Genomic DNA, 12,276 nt, shown 5'->3' with positions numbered 1-12,276 from the left:
CTAAACGCCTTCGAACAGATTTTGATGCAGCGATTTAACCACTTGCGCCGCTTCCGCTTCGGCCACTAACACACACAGGTTATGTGGGCTGGCGCCTTGGCAAATCATCCGCACATTGTGTGGCTCTAACACTTCAAACACACGACGACAAATACCCGGCGTCGTCGCGATGCGGTTACCGATAATCGCCACTAAGGCCAATCCATCTTCAACTCGCACACGACAATGCTGTGATAATTCTTGCAGCAATGCCTCACTCAACAGACCTTGACCACTTGAATCTGAACCGGTTTTATCGAGGGTTAGAGACACATTCACTTCTGATGTGGTAATCAAATCCACACTGATCTTATGTCGCGCTAATGTCGCAAAGGTTTCCGCTAAAAAGCCCTGCGCATGCAGCATTTGCAAGCTGTGAAGATTTAACAGGGTTTGATCGCGGCGCAAAGCCACAGCACGGAATAAGGGCGCATCTTCCACTTGATGACGGATCCAAGTCCCGCCTTTTTCAGGCTCTTTACTTGAACCCACAAACACTTGAATTTGCTGACGAACGGCAGGAAGAATAGTCGCAGGATGCAATACCTTGGCACCAAAGGTCGCCATCTCGGCAGCCTCATTGAAACTGATCTCGGCAATCGGAAAGGCATTGGGCGCAAGGCGAGGATCTGTTGTATAAATCCCAGCGACATCGGTCCAAATCTCGACCGCTGAGGCGCGTAACGCTTCGGCTAACAGTGCAGCAGAATAGTCACTACCACCACGACCTAACGTGGTCGTTTGACCGGCTTCATCGGCACCGATAAAGCCTTGCGTGACAATCACTTGTTCCGCTAATAGTGGCTGTAGATAATCACGAGCTAGAGTCGCAATCTGTTCAACCTGAGGTTCAGCGCGGCCAAAGTGGCTGTCAGTACGTAATACTCGGCGCACATCGAAGGCACTTGAGTTGACACCTTTCTCACGGATCACCGCCGAAAACAACGCCGAAGAACATTGCTCACCGAGGGACAACAACTCATCCATAGTCGCTTTGCTGCGTTGTGATGCAAGCGCTTCACTCAATACCGACATACGACTCAATAATTTATCTAATGCGGCGGCCACATCGTTAGGACGACCGAGCTTATCTAAAATCGCATATTGAATTTGGGCAATTTGTTTTAATCGCTGTAATCGGCCATCGTCGTTGATCGATTCTTGGGTCAATTCCACTAACAGATTAGTCACGCCGCTCGAAGCGCTGACCACGACTAAACGGCAATGAGGATTAGCTAACACTATGTCGGCACAGCGATTCATAGCGTTATAGTCGGCAACTGAGGTGCCACCAAATTTTGCGACAACGAGGGACATTAGCGCACCTCCGTGAAACACGTAGGGCAAAAAATAAATGCAGATTGAATAAAATATTGATTAACTAACATGATCACACTCCGAACTGACTTCGTTCGAAGAGCCTGGTGCTCAATGATAACGCACCCCAAAAGAAGGGAAACAGCAATCGTCACCAGAAGCTCTCCACCAATTACAGGTGACAATCGTCAGGATTCAGCCTGAGCGACCGACATAAACATGCAGCAACCATATCTATGCCTCGGCGTTAATCTCCCTCATCAGTCATCGCTGGAGTTTGTGCTCCTCTGACCGACTACCTAGTTAACGCTCCTCTTCTGTTCCTTTCCTAGGAAAGGGACGAAAAAAGTAGCAATAAACCCCTAATGAAGTCAATGCTAATTTCATAACAAATGAACAATTTAAATAAAATCTTTTGAAAACAACTAAATGTTCAAATCGGGTAGCTCGTATACCAGCTGCACATAATCTCTAAATTTGCCTAAACACACTTCATCATGTCCATCCAAGGTGCAAGGCACTAAGCTCACATCCCCTTGTTCGACAACATAAATCGCATATTGATTAAATTTCTTACCCAATTGCAATGCCATCGTTCTATCGATAAACACGGCCCAACTTTTTTCCATGTGGGATAAATCCGGTGCTGCGCCCACTAAAGCACGATAAGGGCTACCGAGTAATTCAATTTCACGGAGAAGTTGGCGATCGAGTAAACGGTTTTGGCTAGGAGAGAGAAGCTTTGAAGCGGGATTATGAGCGGTAATAACAGCAAAGGAAAAATCACAGGATAATGCTTGAGTCAGCAGAAACAACGGCGCTTGGTAACATTGCCACAAATTTTGAGTCGTATTGTCCATTGGTAGTCTAGTCGAAAAATGAACCCAAGCTAGTGTAGCAGAGTGATTGTAAAATCCAAAGAGGCGTGAACTGGCTCACAGGAATAAGAAATACATTAGTTATACTAATCAATAGCTAAAGTAAATATCATGGTAAAAACCCCTGCTCACCTAAAATTTGTTAACATTTCATTTGTTAACAAATGACTAAAACGAGTACAATGTACGTACTGGTGAGTTGAAACAGATTGAGCAAGATGCTTATCGTTCAATACAGTTTGTTACATATATCGCTTAAAGTAACGTGAACTGACCGGGCATCTGTTTAAAATCTGTTCTACATTTGATTTGTCTTTTAAACATTTAAAAAAAACAATAGTTAAGGAACTTATTCTAACTATTGCTTATCGAAGTTGGTACTGATTACGTTTTCTCGTATTACACTTAAACGTGCACTTAATCTACATCCAGATATAGATGTCACCGTAAAGATTTTCCTTTTGAGCACAAAGCAGTTCAAGGAAGTATCAACGCTTTTATGAATATAAGAGCCCGAAGTAAGTTGCTCTTATTGGTTAGTATAAACTGATTAAAATTTAGGTAAATAATATGCAAAATCCGCACATTCTGATCGTTGAAGATGAAGCCGTTACCCGTAACACGCTGAGAAGTATTTTCGAGGCAGAAGGGTATGTGGTAACTGAGGCCAATGATGGCGCAGAAATGCATAAGGCTATGCAGGAAAACAAAATTAACTTGGTCGTTATGGACATTAACTTGCCAGGTAAGAATGGTCTATTGTTGGCACGTGAACTACGTGAAATCAACAACATCGGTCTTATCTTCCTGACAGGTCGTGACAACGAAGTCGACAAAATTCTTGGACTTGAAATTGGCGCGGACGATTATATTACCAAGCCGTTCAACCCACGTGAATTAACGATTCGTGCTCGTAACCTTCTGACTCGTGTCAACAGCGCTGGCGCTGAAGTCGAAGAAAAGAGCTCAGTAGAATACTACCGCTTCAATGATTGGAGCTTAGAGATCAACAGCCGTTCATTAGTGAGCCCACAGGGTGAATCTTACAAACTGCCACGTAGCGAGTTCCGCGCTATGCTGCACTTTGTTGAAAACCCAGGCAAAATTTTGACTCGTGCCGATCTACTGATGAAAATGACTGGCCGTGAACTTAAGCCACACGATCGTACTGTAGACGTGACTATCCGTCGTATCCGTAAGCATTTCGAAAGCTTACCAGATACGCCAGAAATCATCGCGACTATTCACGGTGAAGGCTATCGTTTTTGCGGTAACTTAGAAGGCTAATCGCCCGCTAAGCAACATCCGCATTAATTGGTTTGATAAGAATCGATTCAAAAAAACCAGATCCTAGGATCTGGTTTTTTTATGCCTGCTATTTGGCGTTTTTCAACTGCCTATCGAGGAAATCTGCCAGTGAGCGATATAAGTGATTACGTACTTTCTCGCCACGCATCGAATGTTTAGATCCAGGATAATCGATCATCTGGAATAATTTCCCTTCATCCTGCAACGCCTTATAAACCCGAGTGCTGTTTTCAAACAAGACGTTATCATCGGCCATGCCGTGATACATCAACAGACCCGATTGATAGTTTTTCACATAAGGGAACACGCTGCTGGCTTCATAACCTTTTTCATTCCCCTCAGGATGGGCTAAGTAACGCTCAGTATAATGGGTGTCATATAAGCGCCAGTCGGTTACAGGTGCACCCGAAATCGCGGCTTTAAAGTAATCCGGCGCCTTAAATAAACTCATCAAGGCCATGTAACCGCCGTAGCTGTGGCCGTAAATCGCTACATTATCGGCATCGACAAATGGCAGACTCCGTAAATAGTCCACTCCCACTTTTTGATCCTTGACTTCAGCTTCACCCAAATGACGGTAAATCACTTGCTCAAACTTTGTGCCCCTGTGGGCGCTGCCGCGGTTATCCAACTGGAACACCACATAGCCTTGTTGCACCAGATACTGGGTAAAGTAGTCCTGCTCGGTCCAACTGTTGGTCACTAACTGTGCGTGCGGCCCACCGTAAACCCGCACTACGACAGGGTATTTCTTGCTCGCATAGAAGGGAACAGGTTTGAATAAACGGGTTTGTAACACTTGGCCATCTTCGGCTTTCAGTTCACCAAATTCAGGGATTTGCCACAGACCCGCATAGTCATATAAAGGATGGCCTTGCTTGACTTCATTTTGCTCAACCCAAGCCAGTTGTTGGCCCTTGTCACCGTGTAAACTGATCTGCGGTGGCTGAGATAAGCTATTGAAATAATCCAGATACACACTTTGATTGTCGGCAAACACAGGATCGTGCATGCCCGCTTGCTTGCTTACCCGCTCAACCTTGCCACCCGCTAAAGGCACGCGATAAAGTTGTTTCTCGATTGGCGTATCTTTGCGGCCAGTGAAATATACCCAACCAGCGGTTTCATCTATGTATTCCAACGCATCGACAGCCCACTCGCCCTGAGTCAATTGCGTTTTGAGTTTACCTTTTAAGTCAAACAGATACAGATGATTAAAACCATCACGCTCAGATGCCCAAATAAAAGCCGATTGCTGCTTTAAAAAATGCAGATCGTTATTGAGATTAACCCAAGCGTTACTGCGTTCTTTCACTAAGGTTTTTGGCTTAGTCAGTGAATCTAACGCCACCAGTTGCAAATCTAGCTTATGTTGATCGCGACTCTGCCACTGGAACGACAAATGTTTGCTATCGGGCAGCCAATCGACCCGCGGCAGGTAAATATCTTTGCTATTGTCTTCGCTGTTCTCTTCGCGCAGGGTCACCCAATTGATAGCCTTATCTTTTAACGTGACCACACCGAGGGCGATATCGACGTTGTTTTTGCCGGCATAGGGATAGCGCTGCTCAGTAAGTTTAATACCATCAGCATAGATTTCGTTACGGGTTACTTGCTCGACACCGGACTCATCAATACGGGTAAAGGCGATGGCCGATTCATCGGGCGCCCACCAATAACCTGTCATGCGATCCATTTCCTCCTGAGCGACAAACTCGGCCATGGCATTTTTAATCGCCCCGCCGCCATCGCTCGTCATAGCTTGGAGTTTTTTGGTCGCCAGATCTAACACATACAGATTTTGATCCCGCACGAAAGACACAAAATGTCCCTTGGGCGATAGGCGCGCATCTGTGGCAAACCCTTCGCCAATGGGAAGTTGGCTGACACTGTTATCCACTAATGAAAAATAATACAGATTACCAGCAGCCGGAATTAATAGCGCTTGGCTATCATCGGCCCAGAAGTACTCCATAATGCCTTCACCATAAATACGTTGGCGTTCGCGGCGGGCCTTTTCTTCATCGGATAATTCATTGCTTGCCAACTTATCGGCATTGAGCAATAGGCTAGATTTTCCCGTCTTTACATCCATCTGCCAGAGATCATAAAAGTTTTGATTGTCTTTACGGCCCGCAAGATAAGTGACACGCTGACCATCGGGTGACAATTTCAAACCTCGAGGACTGGTGCCTGCTAAGGCGGGCGAGGCGTTCATTCGCTCAATCGTCAGTGGCTGTTTGCCGCCTTCCATTGCATAAGCTGGGGTAATTGAAAACATAGCTGTCGAAATCATGGCCATTTGGCTCGCTATCAGTAGGGGAACGGCGCGCACCTTAAGTGAGCACGCAGGGAACCAAGTTAACCTATTTTTAATCATTATTATTCCTTGGAAACATAATCGCCTAAGATGTCAGCGATTAAAAACAAGCCGACATTGTGCCAGAGGCAAACCCTAAATAGAAATAGCATGCAATATGCCGATACAAATTAGGCCCTTGCGCCAAGCCCAATCCAAATAATCCCAAAAAGCCCTAATATTCGCTAAAAGCATCAGCAACATCGCTGAAATTGTCGACTAACTGAGTTATCATTCGCGGCAAATAACGAAATTGACCTCATTGTTGAACCTCTAAAGGACATAACATGCAGACTCTGGCCCAGCACCTGACCTCACAGGCAGTGAACGACTCCCTCTCCCACCTAATTTTAACCTTAGCCGACACCTCAAAAGCCATTAGCCATGCCGTTCGCCACGGTGCACTTGCGGGCGTGTTAGGCGCGACTGAGCAAGAAAACGTCCAAGGTGAAACCCAGAAAAAACTGGATATCATCACCAACGACATGCTCAAAGATGCCTTAAAAGCTGACGGTACAGTGCGCGGTTTAGCGTCGGAAGAAGAAGATCATGTGGTTGAAGTCAGCCGAAATGGTCAATATCTGGTGTGTTTCGATCCACTTGATGGTTCATCTAATATCGATATTAACTCATTAGTCGGCACCATTTTCTCCGTCCTGCCCGCCCCTGCTGGCGAGCTGACTGAAACTAGTTTTTTACAATCTGGCCGCGCACAATTAGCCGCAGGTTATGTACTTTATGGTCCATCAACCATGCTGGCATTAACCACAGGCCAAGGCGTGCAACTGTTTACTTTGCACCCAGAAACCAATGAGTTTTTACTGACGAATGCCGCCATGAGCATTAGCCCAGACACAGCCGAATTTGCCATTAACATGTCGAACCAACGTTTTTGGGAAGCGCCAATGCAAACCTATATTGCCGATTTACTGCTCGGTAAAATTGGCCCACGCGAAAAATCATTCAACATGCGCTGGATTGCGGCCATGGTCGGCGATGTACACCGCGTGCTATCACGTGGCGGTATTTTCACCTACCCAACCGACAATAAAGATCCTAAAAAACCGTACAAACTGCGCTTGATGTACGAAGCCAATCCAATGGCTTTCTTAGTCGAACAAGCTGGCGGTAAGGCTTCTACCGGTTATGAAACCATTTTGGATATTCAACCAACACAAATTCACCAACGTGTTGCCGTCATCCTAGGCAGCAGCAACGAAGTCGACGCTTGCCTGAGCTACCACGGTATTGATTACAGCGAAGAGCCAAATATAGAGTAAGCCGAATCGCTTAGATTTTGATTTTTATGATGAAAGCCACTGACCACAGTGGCTTTTTTGTCGCAGAATGCGACATTTGGGTTTTATACGGCTTTACCGCCGGAGTAATTGCGGCCTTACGGCCGAGAAGTTTAACGTCATGGGGCTTCACCCTCAATCAATTGTGATGATTTGTTTGGTGTCTCGCGAACAAAGTTATCGCTGTGAATCGCGATTAATAATTACGGCCTAACGGCCGAGGTGAATCAAAGTCGTGGTTCTTCAACCCACACCCGACCAAGGAGGACTGCTCGTCCTATCCTCCTTGGATTCTCCAAGACGCCCCTAGCGAAGTTACATGCATTGAATACTGGCTTCGTGCTTATTCGAAAATCGCTAACGCTTCCGATGGGGCGTCCCTTCCCCCCGAAAGCTACGCAGACGTCCTGTCTGGGTCACGCGATTTTCTTCAACGCCCTTCAGCAACTTCGCAGGGGAAGGTGAACTTCTGTAACTTCTGTGTTGGCTGTAACTCCCCAAAGATTTGTACTTTCCCATCTTTGAGCTACGTTAACGTTTAGCGATTTTTGTCTTTATCTTTCAATGGCAAAGTGGGTATTATGAGGCTGATTATTATCAAGTTATGAATGGATGCTGTTGATAAATGATTCTAAAAACTAAAACACTTCAAAATTCCCAAACACCACAAACGATTGCGGGTCAAAAACAAGAACAGGATGTTGCCTTCTATTTACGCCGCGCCTTCAAAGATCATCCAGAAGTGTTGGTTATCAATGATTTTCGATTCACCTTTAATGACGAAACCGCGCAAATTGATCATTTAATCATTTACCCCTATGGCTTTGTTTTAATTGAATCTAAAAGCATAAAAGGCCATGTGGATGTGAACCAACAGGGTGAATGGACTCGCAGTCACGGAAGTAAATGGTTTGGTATGCCGTCTCCTATCAAGCAAGTTGAACTACAACAAGCACTGCTTAAAGAAATGCTAAAACAGCATAGAAGTGAAATTCTAGGAAAATTACTTGGTATAAGACAACAAAGTTTTAGTATGCGTTGCTGGAACCATGTGTGCGCGGTCTCAAGTGATGCGGTAATCAACAGAGATACTATGCCAACGACCATTTCTGAGTTGTTAGTTAAAACAGAGTTTTTAGTCGATAAACTTGAAAAAATCATGAATCTTAAAAGTAAGTTCATGCGCATTATAAATGTAAGCGACACCCGCCCCGACTTTAATCAACAAGAACTCAATTCCATTACCAATTTCTTAATCGATCGACATATAGAACCACATAAATCAACCAATGAAATAACGCTCCCGCAGACACAACAAGTCAGAGAGCCTATCGCACACTTTGAAGTTAACAAAGCAGTTGAAGCTCAAACCCAAGCAATAACGCAATCTACTACACACAGCATTCTTAGCTGTAAACATTGCGGAGAATCAACAAACTACACCCCAATGTACGGTAAGTTTGGTTACTACATCAAATGCAACCAATGCACTAAAAACACGCCAATGAAACAAGCCTGCCCACAGTGCCAAAGCAAAAATATCAAAATAAAAAAACGCAATGAGATTTACACTCTAACATGTAAAGATTGCAATCATGACCAGCGAATTATTTAGAAATGATAAATTATTAATGAGACAATAAATAAAGAACTTTTTCAACGCTAAAAATTGCTAAGATTTAACTAAAATCAATTAGGAGTTTTAATAATGAGTCGTTGGCAAGAACAATTTGACATTCATCCATTTCAAAAACTTTGGCTTGAATTAAAAGAAAAGCTCGAGGACATACAAGTTGACGATGAAAGCATTACAACGGATGTGGAAGAGGTGGCTCGATTAAAAAAGGTTGTAAACTACCTTGATCAATTAATTAAAGTAATAGATCAAGAACTTGTACCAACTTCAACATGGACAAACTTCTACAACCAATGTCAACCTTGTGTGATGGAAGTGGCAAATTACTATAACAATAGAAATATTCAACATATTGTCAATGCTAATACTAATGCAGATAATCTACTAACTTATGTTAGACCGTATGTTGTAGAGTCAGGAGAAGCAGCGCAAGCTGCTCATGCTGGATTTCGTAGTTATCAAAAATCCATTTCTGATGGGCTAAAAACATTTAAGCATCAAGCTTTGGAATACCATAGAGAATTTAAGGATGTCTCAGATGAATTTATAGAACAAAAAAATAAATTCGAAAATCAGTTTAAAGAGTTAAAAGCTACACATGAAGATATTGAAACGTTAAGGCAAGAATACTTTGATGGCACTGAATATGAAGAAGCAATTCAAACTAAAATAAATGAGATGGTATCAACTCTAGAAAAATACTACCAACAAATAACTGAATATCACTCAGAACTATTGGAAAACGGCAGCGATTCAATTATATCGCAAGTATCTTTAGCAAAAGAAGATGTTAAAAAGCAAGCTAAAGAAATTGATGAATTACTCCATAATGCTGAAAAACAGCTCTCATATTTAAGTACATTTTATAATGATGTCATAGGAAGAAAAGATAAAGATGGCAATTCTATTGGAGGGTTGAAAAGTGAAATAACATCAAGACAGAAAGACCTAGACGATTTCAAAACTAAACAAGAAGACAGATATTTAGCACTCAATGAGCAAATTGAAGAACTCCTCCCCGGCGCAACCAGTGCAGGCTTAGCGGCTGCATATCGAGCAATGAGGAAATCATTTGCAAAGCCAATAAAGCAATATTCTATATTGTTTTACCTTTCAATCTTAATTCTGTCCATAACAGCTTTTATTTCTACAATTGACAGTCTCTGGACTGCAAACGAAGTAATAAAATTTGTTGATGTTACGGACATTAGAAATTTATTGAGTAACTTCACTCATAAATTACCCATAATTTTACCTGTATTATGGCTTGCACTTTTTGCTTCAAAACGGAGAAGCGAAGCGCAACGACTTCAACAAGAATATGCACATAAAGAAGCCTTAGCAAAATCTTATCAAAGCTTCAAAAATCAAATCGATAGCTTAGGTGAAGAGAGAAAAGAGGAACTACTTCATAAACTACTGAGTGCAGCTATTGATGCAGTTGCTTCAAATGCTTCTGACACTCTGGATAAGAAACACGGTGATAAAACTCCAGCACATGAAGGTTTAGATAAAACAGTCAGTTCATTAGCAAAAATTAAAGAAATATTTAAATAAGGGTTTTAAAGTAAACAAGTGTAAATATATTTACATACTAACGAAAGATGGGACATAACTCTTTTGGGATTAACGGCCAACACCGAGATCACAGAAGTTCACCCTCCCCTCGGAGTTGCCGCAGGGCATTTGCGTTCGTTGCGTGAGCGAGGCATGGATGCCGAGATAGCGTCAGTCGAATCAGGGATGAGCGTCTGACGCGATAGCATAAGGACGCTAAATGCCCAAGGGGCTTTCAACTCCGTTGGGAGCGTCTTGGAGAATCCAAGGAGGATAGGACGAGCAGTCCTCCTTGGTCGGGTGTGGGGTGAAGCCCCACGACTTTGATTCACCTCGGCCATTAGGCCGCAAAGCCAAAATCTACACAATAACCCAAAGATAACCCACTAATTGCTAGCACACAGATTTTGCTGAATCTTCCAACGGCGCTGCATCACAGGAATTGAAAAACCATAACAAAACACCACGATTAGAGGCTGAATTTGAAAGCTCAGCTCGGGCCAGAGCATGAAAGCTGCCACACAGGCTAAGGTGCGCACTATCGCATGCACTATGGCCACCTTTTGCGCAGCTAAAACACCGTGGACTAACCACATTAAACCTGTTTGCACCGCAAGGGCGAAAGGCAAAGCTAGATAATTTTCCATAAAAAAGGGAATACTGATGCTAAAGGTTAAAAAACTCATCCCCATCGCAGCGAGAAACACAGTCTCAAACCAATTACGCTCAGCGCTTTTCTTAAACGAGATATTCTCGCCCGTCAGCCGCGAAATACCCATGGCAAGGTAGATAATAGAACCAGTACCGATAAAGACCGCCATCACCAACTGCGAAGGAGATAATACAAAGCTCAATACAAACAATAAGCTCCACACAATCATGCCGGATAAGGGCATAGCTAAAGCACGTTGTTGACGGTATTCGATTAATTGTTGGTCCAGTGATTTATGTTGCATGATTAAGCCTCCTTGTTTAGATGACTTAAGTATCTGCGTAAAATGTCCATCACGGCAGTGTGAGTTGTCAGCAATCTAGGATGACAAATGTCACCTCCTTCATCAAAGCCCTAAATACCGAGAAAAATGATTATCCATGGCTGAATTTGCTTGGTATTAGGTTGAAAAAAGCGACGATCAGACATATCAAAGGCAGTGCAAATTAAACGATGTGGCGCCACTAACACCCAAATAGGGTTAAATAACTACAGAGGTTACAAAAAAAACACAATAACAGCATATAACTCACGCCCTTGTGATTGGGTAATAGCGCGCATAAAGTGCATTATGTTACTGTTTTAGTCATTAGTGACTCGATTTTTTACCGCATTTTAGATAAAGGGTTTAATGGATTATGGAACAAATATTTGAAAAATTAATGTATGCATCGCGCTGGATTATGGCGCCAATTTATTTGGGACTCAGCTTTGTTTTATTAGGCTTAGGCATTAAATTCTTCCAAGAGATCTTCCATATTCTGCCGATCATTTTTGAGATGACGGAAGTGGATTTAGTGCTGGTGACCCTGTCCTTGATTGATATCACCCTCGTGGGCGGCCTGATTGTGATGGTGATGTTTTCTGGCTACGAGAATTTTGTCTCGCAGCTGGATGTAGGCGAAGACAGTGAGAAGCTAAGTTGGCTGGGTAAATTAGATTCAGGCTCACTGAAAAACAAAGTGGCGGCGTCGATTGTGGCGATTTCGTCGATTCACCTACTGAAAATCTTTATGGATGTGAAAAATATCGATAACGACAAAATCATGTGGTATCTGTTAATACACATCACCTTTGTATTATCAGCGTTTGCCATGGGCTATCTGGATAAAATTACTCGCACTAAGTAATGGGCTAACATAGTTGATGCCAACCTATCAACGCATCAATAC

At 43.2% G+C, this 12,276-nt stretch carries 9 protein-coding genes and 1 riboswitch; of the genes, 5 read left to right on the top strand and 4 right to left on the bottom strand.

Features of this window, described 5'->3' with window-relative positions; translation table 11 throughout:
* Positions 1–1,356, bottom strand: a complete 1,356-nt coding sequence (gene lysC / locus L5L91_RS06050) for a lysine-sensitive aspartokinase 3 (protein WP_263235900.1) — start codon at positions 1,354–1,356, stop codon at positions 1–3.
* A 150-nt stretch (positions 1,357–1,506) separates the two neighbouring features.
* A riboswitch (Lysine riboswitch) is annotated at positions 1,507–1,681 on the bottom strand.
* 100 nt (positions 1,682–1,781) lie between these two features.
* Complete coding sequence (locus tag L5L91_RS06045) at positions 1,782–2,216, bottom strand: DUF3293 domain-containing protein (protein ID WP_173247481.1); 435 nt, start codon at positions 2,214–2,216, stop codon at positions 1,782–1,784.
* A gap of 588 nt (positions 2,217–2,804) precedes the next feature.
* Here L5L91_RS06045 and arcA point away from each other — a divergent pair.
* Entirely contained in the window at positions 2,805–3,521 is a 717-nt protein-coding gene (gene arcA / locus L5L91_RS06040) for a two-component system response regulator ArcA (protein WP_006080127.1), read from the top strand.
* An 88-nt stretch (positions 3,522–3,609) separates the two neighbouring features.
* On the opposite strand, the gene L5L91_RS06035 is transcribed toward arcA, so the two are convergent.
* On the bottom strand, positions 3,610–5,922 hold the full coding sequence (locus L5L91_RS06035; protein ID WP_263235899.1) for a S9 family peptidase: 2,313 nt from the start codon (positions 5,920–5,922) through the stop codon (positions 3,610–3,612).
* A gap of 266 nt (positions 5,923–6,188) precedes the next feature.
* On the opposite strand from L5L91_RS06035, the gene L5L91_RS06030 reads away from it, so the two are divergent.
* The 3 genes from L5L91_RS06030 (at position 6,189) to L5L91_RS06020 (ending at position 10,392) form a co-directional block, all read left to right on the top strand.
* Complete coding sequence (locus tag L5L91_RS06030) at positions 6,189–7,181, top strand: class 1 fructose-bisphosphatase (protein ID WP_263145585.1); 993 nt, start codon at positions 6,189–6,191, stop codon at positions 7,179–7,181.
* Between the two features lie 643 nt (positions 7,182–7,824).
* Positions 7,825–8,814, top strand: coding sequence for a nuclease-related domain-containing protein (locus tag L5L91_RS06025; RefSeq protein WP_263184484.1), 990 nt, complete (start codon positions 7,825–7,827; stop codon positions 8,812–8,814).
* A gap of 93 nt (positions 8,815–8,907) precedes the next feature.
* The gene (locus L5L91_RS06020) at positions 8,908–10,392 is read left to right on the top strand and encodes a hypothetical protein (protein ID WP_263235897.1); all 1,485 of its coding nucleotides are present in this window, start codon (positions 8,908–8,910) and stop codon (positions 10,390–10,392) included.
* A 386-nt stretch (positions 10,393–10,778) separates the two neighbouring features.
* Here the strand turns inward: L5L91_RS06020 and L5L91_RS06015 are convergent, their stop codons facing one another.
* Positions 10,779–11,348: a DUF7010 family protein gene (locus tag L5L91_RS06015; RefSeq protein WP_263184485.1), complete on the bottom strand. Its 570-nt coding sequence runs from the start codon at positions 11,346–11,348 to the stop codon at positions 10,779–10,781.
* Between the two features lie 394 nt (positions 11,349–11,742).
* On the opposite strand from L5L91_RS06015, the gene L5L91_RS06010 reads away from it, so the two are divergent.
* Entirely contained in the window at positions 11,743–12,234 is a 492-nt protein-coding gene (locus L5L91_RS06010) for a TIGR00645 family protein (RefSeq protein WP_105250244.1), read from the top strand.
* Positions 12,235–12,276 lie beyond the last annotated feature (42 nt).

Origin of the sequence: Shewanella sp. SM55 (assembly GCF_025654025.1) — a bacterium.
Lineage (GTDB): Bacteria > Pseudomonadota > Gammaproteobacteria > Enterobacterales > Shewanellaceae > Shewanella > Shewanella oncorhynchi.
This window is presented reverse-complemented; position numbering and strand designations above follow the sequence as displayed.

Coding starts and splice junctions, on each gene's coding strand:
- lysC (WP_263235900.1), bottom strand. CDS start 1,356: ATGTCCCTCGTTGTCGCAAAATTTGGTGGCACCTCAGTTGCCGACTAT.
- L5L91_RS06020 (WP_263235897.1), top strand. CDS start 8,908: ATGAGTCGTTGGCAAGAACAATTTGACATTCATCCATTTCAAAAACTT.
- arcA (WP_006080127.1), top strand. CDS start 2,805: ATGCAAAATCCGCACATTCTGATCGTTGAAGATGAAGCCGTTACCCGT.
- L5L91_RS06010 (WP_105250244.1), top strand. CDS start 11,743: ATGGAACAAATATTTGAAAAATTAATGTATGCATCGCGCTGGATTATG.
- L5L91_RS06015 (WP_263184485.1), bottom strand. CDS start 11,348: ATGCAACATAAATCACTGGACCAACAATTAATCGAATACCGTCAACAA.
- L5L91_RS06045 (WP_173247481.1), bottom strand. CDS start 2,216: ATGGACAATACGACTCAAAATTTGTGGCAATGTTACCAAGCGCCGTTG.
- L5L91_RS06025 (WP_263184484.1), top strand. CDS start 7,825: ATGATTCTAAAAACTAAAACACTTCAAAATTCCCAAACACCACAAACG.
- L5L91_RS06035 (WP_263235899.1), bottom strand. CDS start 5,922: ATGATTAAAAATAGGTTAACTTGGTTCCCTGCGTGCTCACTTAAGGTG.
- L5L91_RS06030 (WP_263145585.1), top strand. CDS start 6,189: ATGCAGACTCTGGCCCAGCACCTGACCTCACAGGCAGTGAACGACTCC.